The 25,275-nt window shown below is 57.6% G+C and carries 23 protein-coding genes and 1 riboswitch; of the genes, 14 read left to right on the top strand and 9 right to left on the bottom strand.

Going from position 1 to position 25,275, the window contains the following annotated elements; translation table 11 throughout:
- Positions 1–32: 32 nt before the first annotated feature.
- Positions 33–944, bottom strand: coding sequence for a LysR family transcriptional regulator (locus OXR61_RS11720; RefSeq protein ID WP_021509277.1), 912 nt, complete (start codon positions 942–944; stop codon positions 33–35).
- A gap of 103 nt (positions 945–1,047) precedes the next feature.
- Here OXR61_RS11720 and OXR61_RS11715 point away from each other — a divergent pair, with 103 nt between their 5' ends.
- The 7 genes from OXR61_RS11715 (at position 1,048) to mglC (ending at position 9,290) form a co-directional block, all read left to right on the top strand.
- A complete protein-coding gene (locus OXR61_RS11715) occupies positions 1,048–2,178 on the top strand; it encodes a YbfB/YjiJ family MFS transporter (RefSeq protein ID WP_021509278.1) in 1,131 nt (376 codons plus the stop codon).
- Positions 2,179–2,302: 124 nt separating this feature from the next.
- Positions 2,303–2,968 (top strand): GTP cyclohydrolase I FolE, encoded by a 666-nt coding sequence (folE, locus tag OXR61_RS11710; RefSeq protein WP_021509279.1) that lies wholly within the window; start codon positions 2,303–2,305, stop codon positions 2,966–2,968.
- A 54-nt stretch (positions 2,969–3,022) separates the two neighbouring features.
- Positions 3,023–4,183: a DUF418 domain-containing protein YeiB gene (gene yeiB / locus OXR61_RS11705; protein ID WP_021509280.1), complete on the top strand. Its 1,161-nt coding sequence runs from the start codon at positions 3,023–3,025 to the stop codon at positions 4,181–4,183.
- Positions 4,184–4,324: 141 nt separating this feature from the next.
- Positions 4,325–5,365, top strand: coding sequence for an HTH-type transcriptional regulator GalS (galS, locus tag OXR61_RS11700; RefSeq protein ID WP_021509281.1), 1,041 nt, complete (start codon positions 4,325–4,327; stop codon positions 5,363–5,365).
- Positions 5,366–5,673: 308 nt separating this feature from the next.
- Entirely contained in the window at positions 5,674–6,669 is a 996-nt protein-coding gene (gene mglB, locus OXR61_RS11695) for a galactose/glucose ABC transporter substrate-binding protein MglB (RefSeq protein WP_021509282.1), read from the top strand.
- 71 nt (positions 6,670–6,740) lie between these two features.
- Positions 6,741–8,261, top strand: coding sequence for a galactose/methyl galactoside ABC transporter ATP-binding protein MglA (gene mglA, locus OXR61_RS11690; RefSeq protein WP_021509283.1), 1,521 nt, complete (start codon positions 6,741–6,743; stop codon positions 8,259–8,261).
- A gap of 18 nt (positions 8,262–8,279) precedes the next feature.
- Entirely contained in the window at positions 8,280–9,290 is a 1,011-nt protein-coding gene (gene mglC / locus OXR61_RS11685; RefSeq protein ID WP_021509284.1) for a galactose/methyl galactoside ABC transporter permease MglC, read from the top strand.
- Between the two features lie 190 nt (positions 9,291–9,480).
- Here the strand turns inward: mglC and sanA are convergent, their stop codons facing one another.
- The 5 genes from sanA to OXR61_RS11660 all read right to left on the bottom strand — a co-directional run bounded on the left by sanA (position 9,481) and on the right by OXR61_RS11660 (position 14,285).
- On the bottom strand, positions 9,481–10,200 hold the full coding sequence (sanA, locus tag OXR61_RS11680) for an outer membrane permeability protein SanA (RefSeq protein ID WP_031280053.1): 720 nt from the start codon (positions 10,198–10,200) through the stop codon (positions 9,481–9,483).
- Positions 10,201–10,339: 139 nt separating this feature from the next.
- Positions 10,340–12,037 (bottom strand): NAD-dependent malic enzyme, encoded by a 1,698-nt coding sequence (locus tag OXR61_RS11675; protein WP_021509286.1) that lies wholly within the window; start codon positions 12,035–12,037, stop codon positions 10,340–10,342.
- Between the two features lie 158 nt (positions 12,038–12,195).
- A complete protein-coding gene (cdd, locus tag OXR61_RS11670; protein WP_021509287.1) occupies positions 12,196–13,092 on the bottom strand; it encodes a cytidine deaminase in 897 nt (298 codons plus the stop codon).
- 124 nt (positions 13,093–13,216) lie between these two features.
- The gene (locus OXR61_RS11665; protein ID WP_021509288.1) at positions 13,217–13,909 is read right to left on the bottom strand and encodes a CidB/LrgB family autolysis modulator; all 693 of its coding nucleotides are present in this window, start codon (positions 13,907–13,909) and stop codon (positions 13,217–13,219) included.
- Positions 13,902–14,285 carry a CidA/LrgA family protein gene (locus OXR61_RS11660; protein ID WP_021509289.1) on the bottom strand — a complete coding sequence of 128 codons (384 nt, stop codon included), beginning with the start codon at positions 14,283–14,285 and terminating at the stop codon, positions 13,902–13,904. The genes OXR61_RS11665 and OXR61_RS11660 overlap by 8 nt, the downstream gene beginning before the upstream one ends.
- A gap of 151 nt (positions 14,286–14,436) precedes the next feature.
- Here OXR61_RS11660 and OXR61_RS11655 point away from each other — a divergent pair, with 151 nt between their 5' ends.
- The gene (locus tag OXR61_RS11655) at positions 14,437–14,784 is read left to right on the top strand and encodes an endonuclease domain-containing protein (protein WP_021509290.1); all 348 of its coding nucleotides are present in this window, start codon (positions 14,437–14,439) and stop codon (positions 14,782–14,784) included.
- Positions 14,785–15,435: 651 nt separating this feature from the next.
- On the opposite strand, the gene metG is transcribed toward OXR61_RS11655, so the two are convergent.
- Positions 15,436–17,469, bottom strand: a complete 2,034-nt coding sequence (gene metG, locus OXR61_RS11650; RefSeq protein WP_031280054.1) for a methionine--tRNA ligase — start codon at positions 17,467–17,469, stop codon at positions 15,436–15,438.
- Positions 17,470–17,631: 162 nt separating this feature from the next.
- On the opposite strand from metG, the gene apbC reads away from it, so the two are divergent.
- Complete coding sequence (apbC, locus tag OXR61_RS11645; RefSeq protein ID WP_021509292.1) at positions 17,632–18,744, top strand: iron-sulfur cluster carrier protein ApbC; 1,113 nt, start codon at positions 17,632–17,634, stop codon at positions 18,742–18,744.
- A gap of 3 nt (positions 18,745–18,747) precedes the next feature.
- On the opposite strand, the gene OXR61_RS11640 is transcribed toward apbC, so the two are convergent.
- Positions 18,748–19,191, bottom strand: a complete 444-nt coding sequence (locus OXR61_RS11640) for a GNAT family N-acetyltransferase (protein ID WP_021509293.1) — start codon at positions 19,189–19,191, stop codon at positions 18,748–18,750.
- 290 nt (positions 19,192–19,481) lie between these two features.
- Between OXR61_RS11640 and ahpC the strand changes: the two genes are divergently transcribed.
- Both ahpC and ahpF read left to right on the top strand, forming a co-directional pair.
- On the top strand, positions 19,482–20,045 hold the full coding sequence (gene ahpC, locus OXR61_RS11635; protein ID WP_010617942.1) for an alkyl hydroperoxide reductase subunit C: 564 nt from the start codon (positions 19,482–19,484) through the stop codon (positions 20,043–20,045).
- A 70-nt stretch (positions 20,046–20,115) separates the two neighbouring features.
- Entirely contained in the window at positions 20,116–21,684 is a 1,569-nt protein-coding gene (gene ahpF, locus OXR61_RS11630; protein WP_021509294.1) for an alkyl hydroperoxide reductase subunit F, read from the top strand.
- A gap of 52 nt (positions 21,685–21,736) precedes the next feature.
- Here the strand turns inward: ahpF and OXR61_RS11625 are convergent, their stop codons facing one another.
- Positions 21,737–21,934, bottom strand: coding sequence for a hypothetical protein (locus OXR61_RS11625; protein ID WP_021509295.1), 198 nt, complete (start codon positions 21,932–21,934; stop codon positions 21,737–21,739).
- A 345-nt stretch (positions 21,935–22,279) separates the two neighbouring features.
- A riboswitch (TPP riboswitch) is annotated at positions 22,280–22,376 on the top strand.
- A gap of 33 nt (positions 22,377–22,409) precedes the next feature.
- On the opposite strand from OXR61_RS11625, the gene thiM reads away from it, so the two are divergent.
- From thiM to fbaB, 3 genes are all read left to right on the top strand, one after another.
- Positions 22,410–23,195, top strand: a complete 786-nt coding sequence (gene thiM, locus OXR61_RS11620; protein ID WP_031280055.1) for a hydroxyethylthiazole kinase — start codon at positions 22,410–22,412, stop codon at positions 23,193–23,195.
- Complete coding sequence (thiD, locus tag OXR61_RS11615) at positions 23,192–23,992, top strand: bifunctional hydroxymethylpyrimidine kinase/phosphomethylpyrimidine kinase (RefSeq protein WP_021509297.1); 801 nt, start codon at positions 23,192–23,194, stop codon at positions 23,990–23,992. Before thiM ends, thiD begins: the two co-directional genes overlap by 4 nt.
- 146 nt (positions 23,993–24,138) lie before the next feature.
- Positions 24,139–25,191, top strand: a complete 1,053-nt coding sequence (fbaB, locus tag OXR61_RS11610) for a class I fructose-bisphosphate aldolase (protein WP_021509298.1) — start codon at positions 24,139–24,141, stop codon at positions 25,189–25,191.
- Positions 25,192–25,275: the final 84 nt, after the last annotated feature.

Raw genomic sequence — 25,275 nt, 5'->3', positions numbered from 1 at the left:
CTGTGATGTCGTGATTGGATAAAAAATAACGCTTACTCAGCGGCCTGCAGCGGATGCAGCAGTTCATCGTTGAGCGGGCGGTCATCAAACATTTCAATAATCAGATACTTCAGCGCCTCAACGTTGGGCGTAAAGGCGTCGCGGCGCCACATCAGCCAGGTGGCCGTGTCGCGCCAGGTCGGCGGCAGGCTGTGCTGCTGCACGCGCGCGCGGGCCGGCATCTGCGCCAGCACCGAGGCGGGAATCATCGCCACGCCGCCGCCACCGGCTACGCAGGCGACCATGGCGTGATAAGACTGAATCTCCATAACGCTGTGCGGTGCGCTCTGGCTGTCGCGATACCAGGACTCCAGCCGGGTGCGGTACGAGCAGCTGTTGCCAAAGGCAAACAGCGTATCACCCTGCGTATCGCGGGCGCTGAGAATCGGCGCGTGTTCGAGGCTGGTGATCAGCACCATCTCTTCACGAAAGGCGATGCAGCCATTCAGGTCATCATGACTGGCCGGACCGTCCACCAGCGCCGCCGCCAGCGTGCCGGCGCGCACTTTATCGATGATATCGCCTGAGGTGCCGGTCACCAGCGACAGCGCGACGTTGGGGAAGCGCTGATGATAGGCGGCCAGCAATCCCGGCAGGCGGGTGGCGGCGGTGCTCTCCATCGAACCGAAGGCAAAGTTACCACCGGGTTCACCGGCGCGCGCCATGTTCAGCGCCTCGTCGCTCAATGCCAGAATGCGCTGCGCATAATTGAGGAAATTGTGGCCCATCGGCGACAAACGAATGCGCTGCTTCTCACGAATAAACAGATCGACGCCGATTTCTTCTTCCAGCTGTCGCAGTCGCGTGGTGAGATTAGACGGCACGCGATGCAGCATTTCGGCGGCGCGCGCCAGTGAGCCGGTTTCGGCCACGGAACAGAACATGCGGAGCTGTACTAAATCCATATTCTCTTCTCGTAAACAACTTGGTTAATATTATTCACTTTTCGTGAGTCTAAACGTCATGCATGCTGCTGACAAGTGATAATCCAATCGATCCGGAGTCAGAATGGCGTGGCGAGTCGCGCTTAGCGCGTTTTTAAGTTTAGTGGTTGCAATGGGGATTGGGCGATTTGCGTTTACCCCGCAGGTGCCGCTGATGATTCACGACGGTCAGCTCACGCTCGCCAGCGCCAGCCTGGTCGCCGCGCTGAACTATCTCGGTTATCTGGCCGGATCGTTTGACGCGATGCGCGCGCAGCGGCGCGTGGAGTGGCGGCTGCAGCTGGGCGTCTGGGGTGCCGTCGCGCTGACGTTGCTGTCCGCCTGTATCAGCGGGCCGTGGCTGCATGCGGTGGTGCGTTTTCTGATCGGCGTTGCCAGCGGCTGGGCAATGGTGCTGGTGGCAGCATGGAGCAATGAGCAACTGCTGCATCACGGCCGGCCGGGCCTGTCGGCAGCGGTGTTTGCCGGTCCCGGCACCGGCATCTTCATCAGCGGCATGCTGGCGGTACTGCTGCACGCCAGCGGCGTGAGCGCGGCGTTTGCCTGGGCGGCGTACGGTGTGCTGGCGCTGCTGCTGATTGCCGCGATTGCGCGCTTCCTGCCGCGCAGCGGACAGCTGCATCGTCCGCAACAGGCCGCCGAGCCGCTGCTGCTGACGCGTGACCTGAAGCGCCTGATCCTCAGCTACAGCCTCGCCGGTTTTGGCTATATTCTGCCCGCTACCTTCCTGTCGCAAATGGCGGCGGCGCGCTTCCCTGATAGCGCTTTTGCGCAGTTTGTCTGGCCGGTATTTGGCGGCGCGGCGGTGATCGGCATCGTGCTGGGGATCGTGACGCGCCACTGGGGCAGCAGCCATCGGCGGCTGGCGCTGGTGCTGTGGGCGCAGGCGCTGGGCGTGATCGCCGCCATCGTACTGCCGGGCATCAACGGTCTGCTGCTGGCGGCGCTGCTGATTGGTGGCGGCTTTCTCTGCGTGGTGCAGCTGTCGCTGCAGTACAGCCGGGAGCTGGCACCGCACCACGCGCGCTATCTCGCCGGCCTGCTCACGACCGGTTATGCCATCGGACAGCTCGGTGGGCCGCTGCTGTCCTGGATTTCCAGCCTGCTGTGGCACCGGCTCGATCCGGCGCTGTGGGTGGCCGGAGGCGGGTTGCTGCTGGCGGGGGCGCTGGTGATGCGGCGATCGCCCACCTGAAACGCTTTCATTTCCAATCGGATTGATTGCTGGATTAAGCGCGCGTTGTGTTTCACAATACGCGCTCAGAATTTCCCCCGCAGGCGCAGACCTGCGGGCGCATCACCTGCCGGAGAAGAGTACGATGAGCACCTTAAGTCAGGAAGCCGCCCTGGTTCACGAAGCACTGCTGGCGCGTGGCCTGGAAACGCCATTACGCGCCCCGGTGCGCGACATGGACGACGCGTCACGCAAGCGCGAGATCGCCGGCCACATGACCCAGATTATGCAGCTGCTGAATCTGGACCTGGAAGACGACAGCCTGATGGAGACGCCGCACCGCATCGCCAAGATGTACGTCGACGAAATCTTTTCAGGTCTGGATTACGCTAACTTCCCGAAAATCACCGTCATCGAAAACAAGATGAAGGTGGACGAAATGGTCACCGTGCGTGATATCACCCTGACCAGCACCTGTGAACACCACTTCGTGATCATCGACGGCAAAGCCACCGTGGCCTATATCCCTAAAGACAAGGTGATTGGCCTGTCGAAGATCAACCGTATCGTACAGTTCTTCGCCCAGCGTCCGCAGGTGCAGGAGCGTTTAACCCAGCAGGTGCTGGTGGCGCTGCAAACCCTGCTGGGCACCAATAACGTGGCGGTGTCGATCGATGCGGTGCACTACTGCGTGAAAGCGCGCGGCGTCAAAGATGCGACCAGCGCGACCACCACCACTTCACTCGGCGGATTGTTCAAATCGAGCCAGAACACGCGTCAGGAGTTCCTGCGCGCGGTACGCCACAGCTAAGCAGCGCGGGCGGCGTCGTTGTCGCCCGTGTTCCTCTCACCGTCAGGGCACTCGATGCAACGCTATCTCGCGCTGGATTTCATTCGTGGTTGCGCCATTCTCGGCATATTGCTGCTGAATATCGTCGGCTTTGGTCTGCCCTCGGCGGCCTATCTCAATCCGGCCTGGCAGGGTGAAGCCTCCGTTTCTGATGCCTGGACCTGGGCAATCATGGATGGTCTGGCGCAGCTAAAATTCCTGACGCTGTTTGCGCTGCTGTTTGGTGCCGGACTGGCCCTGCAGGTGCCGCGCGGCAGCCGCTGGATCTCCTCACGCTTAACGCTGCTGGTCTTCATCGGGTTCATCCACGCGGTGTTCCTGTGGGAAGGCGACATCCTGCTGGATTATGGGCTGATTGGGTTGATTGTCTGGCGCATGCTGCGTGACGTGCCGTCGGAGCGGGCGTTATTACATACCGGCGTGCTGCTCTATCTGGTGGGCTGTGCCGTGCTGCTGGTGTTTGGCGTCATCTCCAGTCCGCAGCCGACGCGTTCGTGGCTGCCTGGCGCGGCAGATCTGGAGTATGAGAGCTACTGGAAACTGGTCGGCGGCTGGGAAGCGGTGCAGAATCGCCTCGAACACCTGTCATCCGGCCTGATGGCGCTGGCTTCGCAGTATGGCTGGCAGCTGGCCGGGCTGATGCTGATCGGTGCCTCGCTGATGCGCAGCGGCTGGCTGAGCGGCCAGTTTAGTCTGCAACACTACCGACGCGCGGCGGCGCTGTTACTTACCATCGGCTGGCTGATTGCCATACCCGGCGTGCTGGCACAGTGGCTGCTACAGTGGGAATTTCGCTGGAGCGGCTTTTTCCTGCAGGTGCCACGCGATCTCGCCAGTCCGTTTATCAGCCTTGGCTACGCTGCACTCTGTCTCGGTTACTGGCCGGCCATCGCCGCCACGCGGATCAGTTACGCCATTCAGTGCGTCGGGCGCATGGCGCTGAGCAATTATCTGCTGCAGACGCTAATCTGCACCACGCTGTTCTATCGCTTCGATCTGTTCCTCAAATTTGACCGCCTGCAACTACTGGCTTTTGTACCGGCTATCTGGCTGGTCAATATTCTGTTCTCCGTGCTGTGGCTGCGCGTCTTCCCGCAGGGACCGATGGAGTGGATCTGGCGCCGGCTGACGCAGCTCGCCGCCGGAAAAGCGGACAACGCGTCCGCCGGCAGATAATGATGTTCATCACAAAGGTTGCATAATTGTATGTAACCGTTTTCATCCGTGTGACGTAATTCACGCAGCTGTTTCTGATGCCCTGACAGAATAGCGCCGTTACGCGCCAGTCGCGCCTTTTCTCCTCTGTGGAACAACTGCATGATAACGATTCGTGATGTCGCCCGTCAGGCCGGGGTTTCTGTTGCCACCGTGTCGCGGGTGCTCAATAACAGCAGTGCAGTCACCTCTGATACCCGCGAAGCCGTGCTGCAGGCGGTTGAATCGCTCGGCTACCGGCCGAATGCCAACGCGCAGGCGCTGGCTACCCAGGTGAGTGATACCATCGGCGTGGTGGTCATGGACGTTTCCGATCCCTTCTTTGGTGCGCTGGTTAAAGCGGTGGATACCGTGGCGCAGCGCATGCACAAGCACGTGCTTATCAGCAATTCGTGGCATCAGGAAGAGAAAGAACGCCACGCCATTGAGGTGCTGATCCGTCAGCGCTGCAACGCGCTGGTGGTGCACGCGAAAACGCTTACAGACGCGGAGCTGGCCCGGTTTATGGACCAGGTTCCCGGTATGGTCCTGATTAATCGTACTATTCCGGGATACGAGCACCGCTGCGTCTGCCTCGACAATGTTACCGGGGCGCAGGTAGCGACGCGCATGCTGTTACAGCAGGGCCATCAGCGCATTGGTTACCTCAGCTCCAGCCATCCGATTGAGGACGTGGCGCAGCGCCGCGATGGCTGGCTGCAGGCGCTGGCGGAGCAGGGCATCCGCCCGCCGGAGGGCTGGATTGCGCATGCCGAACCGGACATGCAGGGCGGTGAAGCCGCGATGGTGGAACTGCTGGGGCGCAATCTGCACCTCACTGCGGTGTTCTCCTATAACGATGGCATGGCGGCCGGTGCGCTCACCGCGCTGAAAGATAACGGTATTCAGGTGCCGCAGCATTTCTCTGTCATCGGCTTCGATGACATCCCCATTTCCCGTTACACCGACCCGCAACTGACCACGGTGCGCTATCCCATTGTTTCTATGGCGAAACTGGCGACTGAGCTGGCCCTGCAGGGCGCAGCAGGCACGCTCGATCCGCACGCCGCGCACTGCTTCATGCCTACGCTGGTGCGGCGCCATTCGGTGGCGCAGCGGCAAATTGTGGAGTCGGTCACTAATTCAGGCGATAGCGCCGTGTAACCGTTTCCAATCTGTGATTGTATTCACAGTTAATTAACATGGCGCTCACTATGATGGCAGCGTCTTACCGGACTGAAACATTATGTAACGCCGGGCTTTCCTTCCCCGGTCTGGTTTCAGTAGCCGATTGAAATGGTTCACAACACACTTCAGGAAGCGTTTACCTACAGGGAAGTCAGGATAGCGATGGTGGTCCGGCTTGGTAGCAGCGCCTGCCCCATAAAAAATAGCGTTTCAACCGACTGCGCTGTCTGCCCGCAGGCAATACGGCGCGATGAAATACCCTGCATAAAAAAACCGGAGATACCATGAATAAGAAGGTTTTCACGCTCACAGCACTGGTTGCCAGCATGATGTTTGGTGCAACTGCGCACGCCGCCGATACCCGCATTGGCGTGACAATTTATAAATATGACGACAACTTCATGTCGATGGTGCGCAAAGACATCGAAAAAGAGGCGAAAGCCGTTGGCGGCATTCAGCTGCTGATGAACGACTCACAGAACGACCAATCCAAACAGAACGACCAGATTGACGTGCTGATGGCGAAAGGCGTGAAAGCGCTGGCCATCAACCTGGTGGATCCGGCTGCTGCGGCAGTGGTGATCGACAAAGCGCGCTCGAACGACGTGCCGGTGGTGTTCTTCAACAAAGAGCCTAACGCGAAAGTGCTGGCCAGCTACGACAAAGCTTACTATGTCGGTACCGACTCCAAAGAGTCCGGCATCAAGCAGGGTGAGCTGATCGAGAAACACTGGAAAGCCACGCCAGCCTGGGATCTGAACAAAGACGGTCAGATTCAGTTCGTGCTGCTGAAAGGTGAACCGGGCCATCCGGATGCCGAAGCGCGTACCAAATACGTTATCGAAACCCTGAACAAAGACGGCATCAAAACCCAGCAGCTGGCGATGGATACTGCAATGTGGGATACCGCGCAGGCGAAAGACAAAGTGGACGCCTGGCTGTCTGGCCCGAACGCCAACAAAATTGAAGTAATCATCGCGAACAACGATGCGATGGCGATGGGTGCGGTTGAAGCGCTGAAGGCGCACAACAAAACCAGCATTCCGGTATTTGGTGTTGACGCCCTGCCAGAAGCGCTGGCGCTGGTGAAATCCGGTGCGATGGCCGGTACCGTGCTGAACGATGCGGAAAACCAGGCGAAAGCCACGCTGGACATTGCTAACAACCTGGCCAATGGCAAAGAGCCAACCGCAGGTACCAACTTCAAGATGGATGGCAAAGTAGTACGCGTACCGTACGTACCGGTTGATAAAGAAAACCTGTCGCAGTTTGTGAAGTAATTCGTCCCGGGCGCGGCTTTTCTGCCGCGCCTTATTGCATCTGACCAACGCTTTTTTTAGCCAGGTAAATTATGGCCAGTGAGAATCCGACCACACAGCGAGAATATCTGCTGGAGATGACGAATGTCTCGAAATCATTTCCAGGGGTGAAAGCCTTAGATAATGTGAATTTAAAAGTGCGGCCGCACTCCGTCCATGCCTTAATGGGTGAAAACGGCGCCGGTAAATCCACTTTATTAAAATGCCTGTTTGGGATTTATAAAAAGGATACGGGGAGCATCCTGTTTCAGGGTGAGGAAATAGATTACAAATCCTCCAAAGAGGCGCTGGAAAACGGCGTTTCAATGGTGCATCAGGAATTAAATCTGGTGCTGCAGCGCAACGTGATGGACAACATGTGGCTGGGGCGCTATCCGCGCAAAGGTCCGTTTGTCGATCAGGATAAAATGTATCGTGATACCAAAGCGATCTTTGATGAATTAGATATTGATATCGATCCGCGCGATAAAGTCGCGACGCTTTCGGTATCGCAAATGCAGATGATTGAAATCGCCAAGGCGTTTTCCTATGACGCGAAAATCGTCATTATGGATGAGCCCACGTCATCGCTGACCGAAAAAGAAGTTAACCACCTGTTTACCATTATCCGTAAGCTGAAAGATCGCGGCTGCGGTATTGTTTATATTTCGCATAAAATGGAAGAGATTTTCCAGCTGTGCGATGAGATCACCATTCTGCGTGACGGCCAGTGGATTGCCACTCAGCCGCTGGAAGGGCTGGACATGGACAAGATCATCGCCATGATGGTCGGCCGTTCGCTCAACCAGCGCTTCCCGGACAAAACTAACGTGCCGGGTGAAGTGATTCTGGAGGTGCGCAACCTGACCTCGCTGCGCCAGCCATCGATCCGTGATATCTCGTTTGACCTGCACAAAGGCGAGATTCTCGGGATTGCCGGCCTGGTGGGCGCCAAGCGTACTGACATTGTGGAAACCTTATTTGGTATCCGTGAGAAGTCGGGCGGCACCATTAAGCTGCACGGTAAAGCGATTAATAACCACAGCGCCAACGAAGCCATCAACCATGGTTTTGCGCTGGTAACGGAAGAGCGGCGTTCCACCGGGATTTATGCCTACCTGGATATTGGTTTTAACTCGCTCATTTCTAATATCAAGAAATATAAATCCAGTATGGGTCTGCTGGATAATAAACGCATGAAAAGCGATACCCAGTGGGTCATTGATGCCATGCGGGTGAAAACACCCGGCCATCATACCCAAATTGGATCGCTCTCCGGCGGTAACCAGCAAAAAGTCATTATTGGTCGCTGGTTATTGACGCAGCCGGAAATACTGATGCTTGATGAACCGACGCGCGGTATTGACGTCGGCGCTAAATTCGAGATTTATCAGCTGATCTCGGAGCTGGCGAAAAAAGAAAAGGGCATCATTATTATCTCTTCTGAAATGCCAGAGCTGCTGGGCATTACCGACCGTATTTTGGTAATGAGTAATGGTCAGGTAGCGGGCATTGTCGATACTAAAACGACCTCGCAGAATGAAATCCTGCGTTTAGCGTCATTACACCTTTAATGAAGCAAGGGCTTTAACATGAAAGCGACTACTAAAAAGAATGCGCTAACCTGGTTAAAAGAGGGCGGCATTTATGTTGTCCTGTTGGTACTGCTGGCGATTATTATTTTCCAGGATCCGACCTTTTTAAGCCTGATGAACCTGAGTAACATTCTGACTCAGTCATCGGTCCGTATTATTATCGCCCTGGGCGTAGCCGGTCTGATCGTGACCCAGGGCACTGACCTGTCGGCGGGTCGCCAGGTGGGTCTGGCGGCGGTGGTGGCAGCAACGCTGCTGCAGTCGATGGATAACGCCAATAAGGTGTTCCCGCATCTGGAAACCGTGCCGATTCCGCTGGTGATTCTGACCGTGTGCATCATCGGTGGCGTGATTGGTCTGGTTAACGGCGTGATCATCGCTTACCTGAAGGTGACGCCGTTTATCACCACGCTGGGCACCATGATCATCGTTTACGGCATCAACTCGCTGTACTACGACTTCGTGGGCGCTTCACCGATTGCCGGTTTTGACGCTGGCTTCTCGAAGTTTGCCCAGGGCTTCCTGCGCTTCGGCGACTTCAAGCTGTCGTTCATCACCTTCTATGCGATTATCGCTATCGTGTTCGTCTGGATCCTGTGGAATAAAACCCGCTTCGGCAAAAACATTTTTGCTATCGGCGGTAACCCGGAAGCGGCGAAAGTCTCTGGCGTTAACGTTCCGCTTAACCTGATCCTGGTGTATGCGCTGTCCGGCGTGTTCTATGCCTTCGGCGGGATGCTGGAAGCGGGCCGTATCGGCAGCGCCACTAACAACCTCGGCTTTATGTATGAGCTGGATGCGATTGCGGCCTGCGTGGTGGGCGGCGTGTCGTTCGCCGGTGGGGTAGGTACCGTCGCGGGTGTGGTGACCGGTGTGATCATCTTCACCGTCATCAACTACGGTCTGACCTACATCGGCGTGAACCCGTACTGGCAGTACATCATCAAGGGCGGCATCATCATCTTCGCCGTGGCGCTTGATTCGCTGAAATACGCACGCAAAAAATAGCAGAGAACAAGTTTAACCATCAGGGCTGCGGCAACGCGGCCCTCGTTGTTTTTTTGCACATTGAGAATAGCGGTGAGACTTGCAGGGGATGGCCGGTATTTTGTAGGGTGCGCATTGATGCGCACCGGCAGCATCGCCGCGATCCTGCTTAACTCGCCAACGTCAGATCCGGCTGCTGGCCTCTCGCCGATTATTTCCGCAGCTTCTCTTCCAGCTCGAGCAACTGCTCCGGTGTGACCGCCGGGTAGCTCTGGGCATCTTCCGGCACTTCATGCACCGCCGGAATCGGCACCAGCGGGCCAAGGAAACGCGGCTCACGCTTCATCAGATAGAGATCCGCCAGCGCACCGAGGCGTGCACCCACCTCGCGGAACCGCACCGACAGCATATTCTTGGGCGACGGCACGGCATAACACTGCGCCTGAATGCCCAGATGCTGGGCGATATACAGTGCGCGTTCGCAGTGGAAGCGCTGGGTAATGATGATGAAGTCGTTGGTGTCGAAGACTTTGCGCGTGCGCACAATCGAGTCCAGCGTACGGAAACCGGCATAATCCAGCACGATGTCAGAGGGATCGACGCCGGCTTTGATTAAATCGCGTCGCATGGTCATCGGCTCGTTGTAGCTCTGCAGCGCATTATCGCCGCTCAGCAGCAGATAATTTACCTTGCCGCTGTTGTAAGCGTTGAGCGCGCCCTGAATGCGATACAGATAATACTGATTGATGACGCCGGTGCGATAATACTTGGCGGTGCCCAGCACCACGCCGACCTGACGATGCGGCAGCGAAGCGACATCTTCATAAATAAACGGCGCGGTTCGCCAGCTAATCCAGCGATCGAGGCCGAGCGCGGTCGCCATCACCAGTAAGATGATGATAAACAGAGCAAAGAAAACGCGTTTAAGTATGCGCACGGGCACTCGGTTGACGAAAATTCAGATGGGTCAAGGCTACTTGAGGCGGCACGGCTAAGCAAGTTCGCGCCGGTCGGCTGGCGTTTTTTTAAGCGCTGCCGCACCTGAAGCGTGCGGCAGCGTCGGTCTGCAATTAAATCGAGGTACGGCGGTAGTGACGATACTGCGGCAGCCAGAAGTTGTTGTTGATGGCTTTCGACAGCACGTCCTCGGAGGTGACCACCGCCACGCCCGCCAGCTGCGCCGCTTTGCCCACTTCCATGGCGATCACTTTGGAGACGCCCTGGATGTCCTTAATCTCTGGCAGCACCGGACCTTCACCGTCGTTAACCAGCGGTGAGCAGTCAGCCAGCGCGCGGCTGGCAGTCATCAGCATCGAATCCGTTACGCGGGTGGCGCCGGCAGCGATCACGCCGAGACCGATACCCGGGAAGATATAGGAGTTGTTGCACTGGGCAATCGGGTAGGTTTTGCCTTTCCAGGTGACCGGTGCAAACGGGCTGCCGGTGGCGACCAGCGCGTCACCGTCGGTCCAGGCGATAATATCTGCCGGGGTCGCTTCCACACGTGAGGTCGGGTTCGAGAGCGGCATCACGATCGGGCGTTTGCAGTGCTTGTGCATCTCGCGAATGATCTCTTCGGTGAACAGTCCCGGCTGGCCGGAAACGCCGATCAGGATATCCGGCCGGGCATTGCGCACCACGTCGAGCAGTGAAATCGAATCGCTGGTGACGTCCCAGTCTTTCAGATTGTCGCTCTTCTGCACCAGCTTGCTCTGGAAATCGAGCAGGTTAGGCAATTTGTCAGTGAGCAGGCCGAAACGGTCTACCATCATCACGCGCGCGCGCGCTTCATCATCGCTCAGGCCTTCAGATTTCATCTGTGCGACGATCTGTTCGGCGATACCGCAGCCGGCGGAACCGGCACCGAGGAACACCACTTTCTGCTCGCACAGACGGCTGCCTGCAGCGCGGCTGGCGGCGATCAGCGTGCCCACCGTGACAGCGGCCGTGCCCTGAATATCATCATTGAAGCAGCAGATCTCATCGCGGTAACGCTCCAGCAGCGGCATGGCGTTTTTCTGCGCGAAATCTTCAAACTGCAGCAGCACGTTTGGCCAGCGGCGCTTCACCGCCTGAATGAATTCATCAACGAAGGCTTCATACTCTTCGCCGGTGATGCGCGGATGGCGCCAGCCCATGTAGAGCGGATCGTTCAGCAGTTGCTGATTATTGGTACCGACATCCAGCACCACCGGCAGGGTGTAGGCCGGGCTGATGCCGCCGCACGCGGTGTACAGCGACAGCTTACCGATAGGAATGCCCATGCCGCCGATGCCCAGATCGCCGAGGCCGAGAATACGCTCGCCGTCGGTGACTACGATGACTTTGACATTCTGCTTGGTGGCGTTTTGCAGCATGTCTTCAATGCGGTCGCGGTTGTTGTAGGAGATAAACACCCCGCGCGCGCGACGGTAAATTTCAGAGAAGTGCTCGCACGCCGCGCCAACCGTTGGGGTGTAGATGATCGGCATCATCTCTTCCAGGTGGTTGTCCAGCAGGCGATAGAATAGCGTTTCGTTGGTGTCCTGGATGTTGCGCAGGTAGACGTGCTTGTCGTTATTGTTTTTGAAGTCCAGGAACTGACGCCAGGCGCGCTCGGCCTGCTCTTCGATGGTTTCTACGGCGTCTGGCAGCAGGCCATTGAGGTTAAATTCGTTACGTTCTTCCAGCGAGAAGGCGCTGCCTTTGTTCAACAGCGGAAATTCCAGCAGGATCGGACCCGCGTAAGGAATATACAGCGGACGTTTACTTTCGTACTCGAGTTCCATGCAGTGTTTGCTCCGGTTGCAGTGTTTTCTGACGTGTCGCCAGCAAGAAGGTAACGCCAGACCCGTTTATTGTGAAGTTCTGGCGCCCGATCCTATGAAAATTCCTGCAGATGTACAGCTTTTGTTAATAGAAGGTCACAAAAGCGGTAAAAGGATCACTAAACTGTTGGTTTCGAAACTAAAGTAACTGAGAAATTGCTGCAGCCGAGCGCGGCGAGGGTGGTGCGCGTGGCATCAAACTGGCTCAGCGTGGCGTCGGCGCTTTCTGCCAGCACCGCCTGCTGAATCTCCTCCAGCGCTTCGTTGTGCATATTCATCAGAATCAACGCGGCCTGTAATGGCGGCAGGCTCGGGTTAAAGGCGGCATTTTCGGCATAGCGCCCGGTGTAAATCTGGCCGCTGCGGCTCTGTAACGCCACGCCGCTATAACTCTGGCTGTAAGGTGCATGGCTGCGGCTGGCGGCATCAATCGCGGCCTGCTGCAGCGCATCGCCCTGCGGCAGGAAACCGTGGTCGACCGGCGTCAGCAGCCGTTCACTGATATTGAGATCGGCCGGGCCAAAGGCATCGGGTAAATAGTCGGCCAGCGTGCTGACCGCGCGGCCCGGCAGGCTGATGCGAATCGCCGTACCGCTATTGAGTTCATTCATAAACTGGCGGCAGTGTCCGCACGGCGTGTAGTTGACGGTAATGGTTGCCAGCTGTGCTTCGCCCCGCAGCCAGGCATGCGTGACTGCGCTCTGCTCGGCGTGGACCGTTTGCTGCAGTGGCGCATGTAAGAACTCCATATTGGCACCGAAGTACCAGTGGCCACTGATGCCGCGCGCAATAGCGCCCACGTTAAAGTGCGAAACCGGTGCCACGGCACAACAGGCGGCAATCGGCAGCAGTGCGAGTGCCAGCGCATCATCATCCAGACCGGTTGCCTGTTGCAGCTGAGTCACCTCCTGCGGTCGCAGCACGCCGTGAAAATCAGCGGCATCCAGCAGCGGCTGAAGCGCGCTCTGCAGCGTAGCGGGCAGGGCAGAGAAAGCGGAAGTGAATCGTGCATGCATGATGTTATGGCCTCATTAACTCGTCAGCGGCGAAGCGCCGCCTCAAGGTTTATATGTGATCCATGTCGCTATGACAATGCAAGCTGATTGGCTTGTTTCAACTTTGCGAGATCTCTCGCAAGTTTTACCCCAGTAAGCGCATCAGCAAAGGAAAAATGAAGGGCGCCAGTAACGAGGTGATGATGCCGCAGATTACCAGCGCCAGTGAGCTAAAGGCGCCTTCCTGATAGTCAATCTCCGCGGCGCGCGCGGTGCCGAGCGCATGAGACGCGTTGCCAATCGCCAGCCCGCGTGAGGACTTGCTGCGCACTTTAAACAGATTCAGCAGCATGTGACCAAACACCGCGCCCAGCACGCCAGCAATCAATACACAAATGGCGCTGATGGCGGGAATACCGTGTAGCGAGCCCGACACTGCCATGGCGATGGGCGTGGTCACCGACTTCGGCAGAATGGTGGCTGCGATTTCCGGCGTCGCCCCCATCCACAGCGCGATCGCCGTGCCGGACACCATGGCGGTAATGCTGCCGATAAAACAGACGCTGATGATGGTTTTCCAGCGCGCGCGAATCTGGTGCATCTGCTCATACAGCGGCAGCGCCAGCGCCACCACGGCGGGCTGCAGCAGTTGATTAAGCAGCGCGCTGCCAGCGAAATAGCGCGCGTAGGGCAGGTGCGTCAGCAGCAGCAGTGGAATAATGATCGCCATGGCCACCAGCAGTGGATTGACAATCGAGAGGTTGATTCTGGCTGCCAGACGGCGTGCCAGCAGATACGCCACCACGGTAAGTGGCAGTGACCACCAGGCGTCACTCATGGCCGGACTCCTTCGGACGCTGCAGGCGCTCGGCGCTCAGGCCGACAATCAGCAACACCAGCAGGGTGCTGACCATACATGAGACGACAATCGGGCCAAACTGTGCGCTGAGGATATCGGTGTAGCCCATCACGCCAACGCTGATCGGCACAAACAGCAGCGCCATGTAGCGGATCAACAGCTGACAGCCGGGTTTCACCCACGTTACCGGGATAATCTGCAGCGCCAGCAGGGCAAACAGCAACAGCATGCCAAGGATGCTGCCGGGAATGGTGAATGGCAGCAGGGCGGCAAGGCCGTTGCCGGCGTACAGCGCGGCATAGACGATGGCAAAGGCGCGCAGATAGCGCCAGCAGGCAGATAGCACGGTGGGCATGTCAGGCTCCTGTTTTCGTGGCGCTTCATCATACGCATTAAGCGCTTAGCGTGCTAGCGATCACACTGGAATGCAGATTCAGGATTTCAACACCTCTGCTTTGAAGCTGAGTAAAGCGGCGTAAGCTGGTGGCCAGAGCGAAGGAGCAGCGATGAACCACACCGTGCAACCGCAGCGCGCGCTGCGAAAGGCGATGCCGCAAGCGGAGCAAAAACTATGGCGCTATTTACGCAACCGAAATGTGTGTGGCGCGAAGTTTCGCCGCCAGCATCCAGTTGGAGGGTACATCGTTGATTTTGCCTGCGTTGAGCAATCGCTGATCGTGGAACTGGATGGTGGACAGCACAATACGCCTGAAGATCAGGCTTACGATGCCCGGCGCACGGCGTATTTACAGCGCTGCGGCTGGCGCGTAATTCGCTTCTGGAATCATCAGGTATTTAATGAGTTTGAGGTGGTGATGGCGGAGATTTATCGCTGTCTGATATTGGCGCGATAAGCGCGGTGCGGTTTTCCCCTCACCCCAGCCCTCTCCCGCAGGCGGGAGAGGGGGTATTCTTGTGCGGGGTTTTGCTATGTGCAGGTTTGATACCTGGGTAACAACGTGCGCTGTTCGGCCCTTTTTAATGCGGGAGAGTGAGTCAAGCGAACGAGGTGCAGGCATGGCTCTGAACCCAGAGCCCGCACTCAGCGGTTCCCTCTCCCGTAAGCGGGAGAGGAGGTAGTCTTGTGCGGGGTTTTGCTATGTGCAGGACTGGCTCTGAACCCAAACCCCGCACTTAACGGTTCCCTCTCCCGTAAGCGGGAGAGGGTTAGGGTGAGGGCCAGAGCGCACCAACCCTTACTTCACCGGCATACCCGGCTGGGCACCGCTATTCACTGTCAGCACAAAGCTGCGCTTCTGGAATCATCAGGAGTTTAATGAATTTGAGGCGGTAATGGCGGAGATTTATCGCTGTCTGATGCTGGCGCGATAAGCGCGGTGCGGTTTTCCCCTCACCCCAGCCCTCTCCCGCAGGCGGGAGAGGGGGTAGTCTTGCGCGGGGTTTTGCTATGTGCAGGTCTGGCTCTGAACCCAACCCCCGCACTCAGCAGTTCCCTCTCCCGTAAGCGGGAGAGGGTTAGGGTGAGGGCCAGCGCGCACTGACCTTTACTTCACCGGCATACCCGGCTGGGCACCGCTATCCACTGACAGCACAAACAGATCTTTGCCGCCAGGGCCGGCAGACAGCACCATGCCTTCGGACACGCCAAAACGCATTTTGCGCGGCGCCAGGTTAGCGACGATGATGGTCATCTTGCCCACCAGCACCGACGGATCCGGATAAGCGGCGCGAATGCCGGAGAAAATCTGGCGCTTCTCGCCACCCAGATCCAGCTGCAGACGCAGTAGCTTATCGGAACCTTCTACCAGCTCAGCCTGCTCGATCAGCGCTACGCGCATGTCGACTTTGGCGAAGTCATCAATGGTGATGGTCTCGCCAATTGGTGCATCGGCCAGTGGACCGCTTGCCGCCGGCTGGTTCGCCGCCGCTGCGTCCTCTTTCGAAGCCGCAATCAGCGCCTCCACTTTTGCCATCTCAATACGACCATACAGCGCTTTAAACGGCGCTACGCTGTGGTTGAGCAGCGGCTGCGCAATGCCATCCCAGCTCAGTTCGCTTTGCAGGAAGGCTTCTGTGCGCTCGCTCAGCGACGGCAGCACCGGCTTCAGCCAGGTCATCAGCACGCGGAACAGGTTGATACCCATCGAGCAAATCGCCTGCAGGTCGGCATCGCGGCCTTCCTGTTTCGCCACCACCCACGGTGCCTGCTCGTCAACGTAGCGGTTGGCCAGGTCGGCCAGCGCCATGATCTCGCGGATCGCACGGTTGTATTCGCGGCTTGCCCAGGCTTCACCGATCTTCTCTGACGCATCAACAAAGGTCTGATACAGCGCCGGATCTGCCAGTTCGCTTGCCAGCTGGCCATTAAAGCGTTTGGTGATAAAGCCGGCGTTGCGTGAGGCGAGGTTCACCACTTTATTAACGATGTCAGCGTTCACGCGCTGGACGAAATCTTCCAGATTAAGGTCAATATCGTCGATGCGCGAAGAGAGCTTGGCCGCGTAGTAGTAGCGCAGGCTGTCGGCATCAAGGTGCTGCAGCCAGGTGCTGGCTTTGATGAAGGTGCCACGCGATTTCGACATCTTCGCGCCGTTCACCGTGACATAACCATGCACAAACAGGTTGGTCGGCTTGCGGAAATTGCTGCCTTCCAGCATCGCTGGCCAGAACAGGCTGTGGAAATAGACGATGTCTTTGCCGATGAAGTGATACAGCTCGGTGCTGGAATCTTTCTTCCAGAACTCGTCGAAATCGATGTCGCCGCGTTTGTCGCACAGGTTCTTAAACGATCCCATGTAGCCGATTGGCGCATCCAGCCAGACGTAAAAATATTTGCCCGGCGCGCCAGGGATTTCGAAGCCGAAGTACGGCGCATCGCGGGAGATATCCCACTGTTGCAGACCGGCTTCAAACCACTCCTGCATCTTGTTTGCAACCTGCTCCTGCAGCGCACCGGAGCGCGTCCACGCCTGCAGCATCGCGCTGAAGGATGGCAGATCGAAGAAGAAGTGTTCAGAATCGCGCATCACCGGCGTCGCACCTGACACCACCGATTTCGGCTCAATCAGCTCGGTCGGGCTGTAGGTCGCGCCGCACACTTCGCAGTTATCGCCGTACTGATCGGGCGATTTACATTTCGGACAGGTGCCTTTGACGAAGCGGTCAGGCAGGAACATGCCTTTTTCCGGATCGTACAGCTGCGAAATGGTGCGGTTTTTAATGAAACCGTTCTCTTTCAGGCGCGTGTAAATCAGCTCAGACAGCTGGCGGTTTTCGTCGCCGTGCGTGGAGTGATAATTGTCATAGCTGATGTTGAAACCTGCGAAATCGGTCTCATGCTCCTGCTTCATTTCCGCAATCATCTGCTCCGGCGCGATACCCAGCTGCTGGGCTTTCAGCATGATCGGCGTGCCGTGGGCGTCGTCCGCACAGATGAAGAACACCTGATTGCCACGCATTCGCTGGTAACGGACCCACACGTCAGCCTGAATGTGTTCAAGCATGTGACCTAAGTGGATAGAGCCGTTTGCGTACGGCAGGGCGCACGTTACCAGTAGTTTTTTAGCGACTTGAGTCATAATTTGCGTAGCATTCCGTGAATAAAAAATCGGGCTTAGATGTTAACCGAAGCACCCTCTGGCGTAAACACAGCAGCTCGGCCACGTCACTTTTAGCGCCTATCTGATATGATTGATGGCACACCGCCATCGTCTGGCGTCATGACTAAATAAGGAGTTGGGATGACCGCACAATCCCGGGACCATCATTCACCTGAAGCATTGCGCGCCGTGGTTATCGGCGTGCTGAGCGAGTTTGAGCATCCGACGCTGCAACACAATCTGACTACCCTCAAAGCGCTACGCCACGTGGCGCTGCTCGACGACAAGCTGCACATTGAACTGGTGATGCCATTTGCCTGGGCCAGCGCGTTTGAGGCGCTGAAAGCCCAGACCAGTGCAGAACTGCTGCGCCTGACCAACACGCGCGCCATCGACTGGCGGCTGCGTCATGACATCGCCACCCTGAAACGCGTGAAAAATCAGCCGGGCGTCAACGGCGTGAAAAACATCGTCGCCGTCAGCTCCGGTAAAGGTGGCGTGGGCAAATCCAGCACCGCCGTGAATATGGCGCTGGCGCTGGTGGCCGAAGGCGCGCGCGTCGGTATTCTTGATGCGGATATTTACGGTCCGTCGATCCCGGACATGCTCGGCACCGAAAAGCAGCGTCCCACCTCGCCGGATGGCACGCACATGGCGCCGATCATGGCGCACGGCCTGGCAACCAACTCAATCGGCTATCTGGTGACCGACGATAACGCCATGGTGTGGCGCGGACCGATGGCCAGCAAGGCGCTGATGCAGCTGCTGAACGAAACGCTGTGGCCGGATCTCGATTACCTGATTCTGGACATGCCGCCGGGCACCGGTGACATTCAGCTGACGCTGGCGCAGAACGTGCCGGTGACCGGCGCGCTGGTGGTGACCACGCCGCAGGACATTGCGCTGATTGATGCGCGCAAGGGCATGGTGATGTTCGAAAAAGTCAGCGTGCCGGTGCTGGGTGTGGTGGAAAACATGAGCATGCACATCTGCAGCGAATGCGGCCATCACGAGCCAATCTTTGGTACCGGCGGTGCGCAGAAGCTGGCTGAGGATTATCACACCCGCCTGCTGGCTCAGCTGCCGCTGCACATTAATCTGCGCGAAGATCTCGACGATGGTGAACCGACCGTGATTCGCCGTCCGGAGAGTGAATTCACCGCGCTGTATCGTGAACTTGCGGGCCGGGTTGCCGCCCAGCTTTACTGGCAGGGCGAGGTGATTCCGGGCGACATCGCCTTCCGCGCGGTTTAAGCCTTAGCTGCCGCTGGTGCGTGACGCCAGCGGCAGGTGCATCAACACGTACTGACCCTGTTCGCTCTCTCCCAGCGCTTCGCGCTGCCAGCCGTGCTGCTGATAAAACTGCAGCGCCGCTTCGTTCTGGAGCAGACATTTCAGCGCGCCGGTGGAGGTAAAACGTTGCTGCACCGCGTTCAGCAGCGCACTGCCGACGCCCTGGCCCTGAAAGGCCGGATCGACATACAAACTGTGCAAAAAATTATCGTTATCCATCACGCCGGCAAAGCCTGCACGGTGGCCGTCGGTCTCCGCTACCAGTACCGTTTCACCGGGGATAATCGCGTCGAAATCTTCCAGCTGCCAGTCGTCGCCGGCCAGCCATGTCCAGTTATGACGGCGCGCCGCGAGATACAGCGTGCGTAAAAAAGGGCGGTCGGCTTCTTCAAAAAGACGAATTTTCACTTCCAGACTCCATGACGAGTAAGCGGGCACGTTTTGTAGCGGCGTTGCGCACGCAGTTGAATTGTGCAGCAAAGATGATTGAATGTTTATAAAAAAATAGCAGTTGCCGCGCGCAAAGATAAAGCCTGTTAACTCTGCGGCTTTTCTGTGTAGAATGCCGCGGCAAGCCGCATCAAATCTGGCGTCGGCACTTTGATAGCTTTTGATTATCTGATTGATAACGTCTGCATATTAGAAGTTGGCCCGAAAATTATGTAGCCTGCATCACATCTTTTTAACGGAGGTCACCCATGTCTATCATCAATACCAAAATCAAACCGTTCAAAAACGCTGCATTCAAAAACGGCGAATTCATCGACGTAACCGAGAAAGACGTTGAAGGTAAATGGAGTGTTTTCTTCTTCTACCCGGCTGACTTCACCTTTGTATGCCCGACTGAACTGGGTGACGTGGCAGACCACTACGAAGAGTTCCAGAAACTGGGCGTAGACATCTACTCCGTTTCAACTGACACGCACTTTACCCACAAAGCCTGGCACGGTTCTTCAGACACCATCGCGAAAATTCAGTATGCGATGATCGGCGACCCGACCGGTGCTCTGACCCGTAACTTCGAAATCATGCGTGAAGCAGAAGGTCTGGCTGACCGCGGTACCTTCATCGTTGACCCGGAAGGCATCATCCAGGCCATCGAAATCACTGCAGAAGGCATCGGCCGTGACGCGTCTGACCTGCTGCGTAAAGTGAAAGCGGCTCAGTACGTGGCTTCTCACCCAGGTGAAGTTTGCCCGGCTAAATGGAAAGAAGGCGACGCAACGCTGGCTCCATCACTGGACCTGGTTGGCAAAATCTAAGTCACCTACGCCCTTTGATCTTTCTTCCATCGGGTGCTGCGGCACCCGATTTTCTTCACAGGAACTCACTATGCTCGACACCAATTTAAAAACCCAGCTCAAGGCCTACCTTGAGAAACTAACGAAACCGGTTGAGTTGATTGCCACACTGGACGATGGCGCAAAATCCGCAGAGATCCGTACTCTGCTGACCGATATCGCGAGTCTGTCTGATAAAGTCAGCTTCCGTGAAGAGAACGATCAACCGGTACGTAAGCCATCATTCCTGATTACTAACCCAGGCAGCCACAGCGGTCCGCGCTTTGCCGGTTCGCCAATGGGCCACGAATTTACCTCACTGGTGCTGGCACTGCTGCAGACCGGTGGACATCCGTCGAAAGAGGCGCAGAGCCTGCTGGATCAGGTTGTTGCGCTGGACAGCGACCTGCATTTCGAAACCTATTATTCTCTGTCGTGCCACAACTGTCCGGACGTGGTACAGGCGCTGAACTTAATGGCGGTGCTCAATCCGCGCATCCGTCATACCGCCATCGACGGTGGCATGTTCCAGAACGAGATCACCGAACGCAACGTCATGGGCGTGCCGGCGGTTTACCTCAACGGCAAAGAGTTCGGTCAGGGTCGCATGAGCCTGGCAGAAATCGTCGGTAAGGTAGACACCAACGCGGATAAGCGTGCGGCTGAAGAGCTGAACAAGCGTGATGCCTATGAAGTGCTGATCGTCGGCAGCGGCCCGGCGGGCGCTGCGGCGGCCATCTACTCGGCGCGTAAAGGCATCCGTACCGGCCTGATGGGCGAGCGCTTTGGCGGCCAGGTGCTGGACACCGTTGACATTGAAAACTACATCTCCGTGCCGAAAACCGAAGGGGCGAAGCTTGCCGGTTCCCTGCGTGCGCACATTGATGACTATGACGTTGACGTGATTGACACCCAGAGCGCCATCAAGCTGATTCCGGCAGCGAAAGAGGGCGGCCTGCACGCCATCGAAACCGCTTCCGGCGCGGTGCTGAAATCACGCAGCATCATCATTGCTACCGGCGCACGCTGGCGCAACATGGGCGTTCCGGGCGAAGAGCAGTATCGCACCAAAGGTGTAACCTACTGCCCGCACTGTGACGGCCCGCTGTTTAAAGGCAAACGCACGGCGGTGATCGGCGGCGGTAACTCCGGCGTTGAAGCGGCCATCGATCTGGCCGGTATTGTCGAGCACGTTACGCTGCTGGAGTTCGCCAGCGAAATGCGCGCCGATAAAGTGCTGCAGGATAAACTGCGCAGCCTGAAAAATGTCGATGTGATCCTCAACGCGCAGACCACCGAAGTAAAAGGTGACGGCAGTAAAGTTACCGGTCTGACCTACATCGACCGCAATAACCAGACCAGCCACGAACTGGCGCTGAGCGGTATCTTCGTTCAGATTGGTCTGCTGCCCAACACCAACTGGCTGGAAGGCGCGGTAGAGCGCAACCGCATGGGCGAGATCCTGATCGACGCCAAAGGCGAAACCAGCCTGAAAGGCGTATTTGCCGCCGGCGACTGCACCACGGTGCCGTACAAGCAGATCATCATTGCCAGCGGGGAAGGGGCTAAAGCGTCACTGAGCGCGTTTGATTACCTGATCCGCACCAAACCGGCTGAATAAGTTTTGCGATAGCCACGCAAGCGCCCTGCAACCTGTGTTGCGGGGCTTTTTTTTATCCCAGCCAGCGACGCGCCTGTTCATCGCTGATATCGCGATAATAAATTTTATGGATGCGCTCGCCGCAGCGTTTGCATTCGGCTTCGAGGTACGTGGAGTACCGGTAACGGCCACCGGGGGCAACGGCGCCTTGACGGGAAATGGTGATATTGTGCCAGTGGTGCGCGTGCGGAAGAAAACTGAATAAAGTCATTAGCGATTCCGGGTGAAGGTGAAACAGCGGTCTTCAAATCCGGAAGGGAATTAGGCCGTGTTACGCCGCCGGCCGGTTTGATATTAATCAAGTTGCGCGCTTTCTTCTGTTTATTTCCCGCCTACTGCCCCGGCAGATTAAATTAACTATCCTGATGAATTTTAGGGCTTTTGGAAAAATTGATCTCCGTCGATTTGTTTATATTTTCCTGATGATCAAAAAATCATGAAAATTGATGGCGCACGTATTTTTGCTCATCGTTGTCCGGCAAAAAAAGCGCACCCGCCGCAGGATTTACAACTTTAAGCTGACCCTTTATGCTGTGAAGGCACGTCTGACACGGACGTGCATGACTCGGGGTGCCCTTCTTTGTGAAGGCTGAGAAATACCCGTAATACCTGATCTGGATAATGCCAGCGTAGGGAAGTCAGATGCCTGACCGCATTCGCCTTCCTGATTGCCGGTTGGGAGCCTTATGACACAGCCTGCCCCTCTTTCCCCGGCGCAACTCGCGCACTCTCTGCAACTGCTGCGGCAGCAGGCACCGCTGGTGCACTGTATGACCAACGACGTGGTGCAAACTTTTACCGCCAACGTGCTGCTGGCACTGCAGGCTTCGCCCGCGATGGTGATTGATGGCGATGAAGCGGCGCAGTTTGCCGGTTTTGCCGATGCGCTGCTGATTAACGTCGGCACCTTAACCTATGATCGCCGCGATGCGATGCTGGCGGCGGTACAGGCCGCTAACCAGGCCGGCACACCGTGGACGCTCGATCCGGTGGCGGTAGGCGCGCTAACCCTGCGTACGGAATTCTGTCAGCAGCTGCTGAGCCTGCGACCGGCGGCCATTCGCGGCAACGCTTCAGAGATTCTCGCCTTAGCCCACCAGGCCACGGGCGGACGCGGTGTGGATAGCGTGCACCAGACCGATGCTGCACTGAACGCCGCGCAGCAGCTGGCGCAACGCTGCACCACTATCGTCGCGGTAACCGGCGAAGTCGATTACGTCACCGATGGCCGCCAGACGCTGGCAATTCCCGGCGGCAGCCCGCTGATGACGCGCGTGGTCGGCACCGGTTGTGCGCTATCCGCCGTAGTCGCGGCGTGCAGCAGCCTGCCGGGTGAGCGCATCCAGCACGTGGCAGCGGCGTGTCGCTTGATGTCGCTGGCCGGTGAACAGGCCGCGCGTAGTGTGGCAGGGCCGGGCAGCTTCGTCGCCGCTTTTGTGGATGCGCTGTGGACGCTGGAGGTGGCTGCATGAAACGCATTAATGCCCTGACTATTGCCGGCACTGACCCCAGCGGCGGCGCAGGTATCCAGGCCGATCTGAAAGCGTTTTCCGCGCTCGGCGCGTACGGCACCAGCGTGATTACCGCGCTGGTGGCACAGAACACCCGCGGCGTGCAGTCGGTGTATCGCATCGAACCGGCATTTGTCGCGGCGCAGCTCGACTCGGTGCTGGACGACGTGCGCATTGACGCCGCGAAAATCGGCATGCTGGCAGAGACGACGATTGTCGAGGTGGTGGCAGAGAAGCTGAAACGCGCCAGTCTGCCGTTTGTGGTGCTGGATACGGTGATGATTGCCAAAAGCGGCGATGCGCTGCTGTCGCCTGATGCGGTAGCCAGCATTCGTGAACGACTGCTGCCGCAGGTATCGCTGATCACGCCCAATCTGCCGGAAGCCGCAGCGCTGCTGGGCTGCAGCATGGCGCAGGACGAGGCGACTATGCTGGAGCAGGGCGATGCGCTGCTGGAACTGGGCTGCGAAGCGGTGCTGATGAAGGGCGGTCATCTCAGCGATGCGGAAAGCCCGGACTGGCTGATCACCCGTGCCGGCCGCCAGCGCTTTACCGCACCGCGCGTTAACACCCGTCATACGCACGGCACCGGCTGCACGTTGTCGGCGGCGCTGGCGGCATTGCGACCGCGCCATGCGGACTGGGCGGGCACCGTAGCGGAGGCCAAGGCCTGGCTGCAGCAGGCGCTGCTGCACGCCGATTCGCTGGAGGTCGGCCACGGCATTGGGCCGGTGCATCATTTTCATCAGTGGTGGTAGGGCGTAACGCCAGATTGCCGTTTTTTCACTGCGTATCCGTCTGAAAAATGGAGTCAGCAATTTGCCAGCCTGGCGCGTTTCGGTCCAGGCTGTGGGGGCGAATCGGCAGGTGCCGGTTCTTTTCCAGCCATTTATCAGGAGCGAACATGACGGACATCGTACAGTTATTGGGTAAAGAGGCGGATACGCTTCTTCAACATCGCTGCATGACCATTCCAGCGGATAGCCTTTATTTGCCGGGCGCGGATTATGTCGTTCGCGTGATGATTGATAACAATCGTTCTCCTGCGGTACTGCGCAATATGCAGACGCTCTACAACACCGGCCGTCTGGCGGGTACCGGCTATCTGTCGATTCTGCCGGTGGATCAGGGCGTGGAACACTCTGCTGGCGCCTCGTTCGCTGCCAATCCGGCCTATTTCGACCCGAAGAATATCGTCGAGCTGGCGATTGAAGCTGGCTGTAACTGTGTGGCATCAACCTATGGCGTGCTGGCCTCCGTGTCACGTCGCTACGCGCACCGCATCCCGTTTATGGTCAAGCTGAACCATAACGAAACCCTGAGCTATCCCACGCAGTATGACCAGACGCTCTACGCCAGCGTCGAGCAGGCGTTCAACATGGGCGCGGTTGCGGTCGGCGCCACCATCTATTTTGGTTCTGAGCAGTCACGCCGGCAGATCGAGGAAATTGCAGCGGCCTTCGAGCGCGCGCACGAGTTGGGCATGGTGACGGTGCTGTGGGCCTATCTGCGCAACAACGATTTCAAGAAGGATGGGGTGGATTATCACGCCAGCGCCGATTTAACCGGTCAGGCTAACCATCTGGCGGCCACCATTGGTGCCGACATTGTGAAGCAGAAAATGGCAGAGAATAACGGCGGCTATAACGCGGTGAAGTTTGGCCACACCGATGAGCGCGTGTACAGCAAGCTGACCAGTGAGAATCCGATCGACCTGGTGCGCTACCAGCTAGCCAACTGCTACATGGGCCGCGCCGGGCTGATTAACTCCGGCGGTGCTTCAGCCGGTGCGACCGATGTGGCAGAGTCGGTGCGTACGGCGGTAATCAATAAACGCGCCGGCGGCATGGGGCTGATTCTCGGGCGCAAGGCGTTTAAGAAGTCGCTGAAAGAGGGCGTGGCGCTGATTAATGCGGTGCAGGATGTGTATCTGGCGAAGGATGTGACGATTGCCTGATGGTGTGAGGTGCGTTTTTCACCCTCACCCTAACCCTCTCCCGCAGGCGGGAGAGGGAACAGTATTGTGCGGTTTTTTAATGCG

Origin of the sequence: Pantoea sp. GM_Pan_4, assembly GCF_026541005.1 — a bacterium.
Lineage (GTDB): Bacteria > Pseudomonadota > Gammaproteobacteria > Enterobacterales > Enterobacteriaceae > Pantoea > Pantoea dispersa.
The sequence above is the reverse complement of the archived record's forward strand: the minus strand, read 5'-3'. Positions and strand labels throughout refer to the sequence as shown.

Coding starts and splice junctions, on each gene's coding strand:
- OXR61_RS11720 (WP_021509277.1), bottom strand. CDS start 944: ATGGATTTAGTACAGCTCCGCATGTTCTGTTCCGTGGCCGAAACCGGC.
- OXR61_RS11715 (WP_021509278.1), top strand. CDS start 1,048: ATGGCGTGGCGAGTCGCGCTTAGCGCGTTTTTAAGTTTAGTGGTTGCA.
- folE (WP_021509279.1), top strand. CDS start 2,303: ATGAGCACCTTAAGTCAGGAAGCCGCCCTGGTTCACGAAGCACTGCTG.
- yeiB (WP_021509280.1), top strand. CDS start 3,023: ATGCAACGCTATCTCGCGCTGGATTTCATTCGTGGTTGCGCCATTCTC.
- galS (WP_021509281.1), top strand. CDS start 4,325: ATGATAACGATTCGTGATGTCGCCCGTCAGGCCGGGGTTTCTGTTGCC.
- mglB (WP_021509282.1), top strand. CDS start 5,674: ATGAATAAGAAGGTTTTCACGCTCACAGCACTGGTTGCCAGCATGATG.
- mglA (WP_021509283.1), top strand. CDS start 6,741: ATGGCCAGTGAGAATCCGACCACACAGCGAGAATATCTGCTGGAGATG.
- mglC (WP_021509284.1), top strand. CDS start 8,280: ATGAAAGCGACTACTAAAAAGAATGCGCTAACCTGGTTAAAAGAGGGC.
- OXR61_RS11675 (WP_021509286.1), bottom strand. CDS start 12,037: ATGGAACTCGAGTACGAAAGTAAACGTCCGCTGTATATTCCTTACGCG.
- cdd (WP_021509287.1), bottom strand. CDS start 13,092: ATGCATGCACGATTCACTTCCGCTTTCTCTGCCCTGCCCGCTACGCTG.
- OXR61_RS11665 (WP_021509288.1), bottom strand. CDS start 13,909: ATGAGTGACGCCTGGTGGTCACTGCCACTTACCGTGGTGGCGTATCTG.
- OXR61_RS11660 (WP_021509289.1), bottom strand. CDS start 14,285: ATGCCCACCGTGCTATCTGCCTGCTGGCGCTATCTGCGCGCCTTTGCC.
- OXR61_RS11655 (WP_021509290.1), top strand. CDS start 14,437: ATGAACCACACCGTGCAACCGCAGCGCGCGCTGCGAAAGGCGATGCCG.
- metG (WP_031280054.1), bottom strand. CDS start 17,469: ATGACTCAAGTCGCTAAAAAACTACTGGTAACGTGCGCCCTGCCGTAC.
- apbC (WP_021509292.1), top strand. CDS start 17,632: ATGACCGCACAATCCCGGGACCATCATTCACCTGAAGCATTGCGCGCC.
- ahpC (WP_010617942.1), top strand. CDS start 19,482: ATGTCTATCATCAATACCAAAATCAAACCGTTCAAAAACGCTGCATTC.
- ahpF (WP_021509294.1), top strand. CDS start 20,116: ATGCTCGACACCAATTTAAAAACCCAGCTCAAGGCCTACCTTGAGAAA.
- OXR61_RS11625 (WP_021509295.1), bottom strand. CDS start 21,934: ATGACTTTATTCAGTTTTCTTCCGCACGCGCACCACTGGCACAATATC.
- thiM (WP_031280055.1), top strand. CDS start 22,410: ATGACACAGCCTGCCCCTCTTTCCCCGGCGCAACTCGCGCACTCTCTG.
- thiD (WP_021509297.1), top strand. CDS start 23,192: ATGAAACGCATTAATGCCCTGACTATTGCCGGCACTGACCCCAGCGGC.
- fbaB (WP_021509298.1), top strand. CDS start 24,139: ATGACGGACATCGTACAGTTATTGGGTAAAGAGGCGGATACGCTTCTT.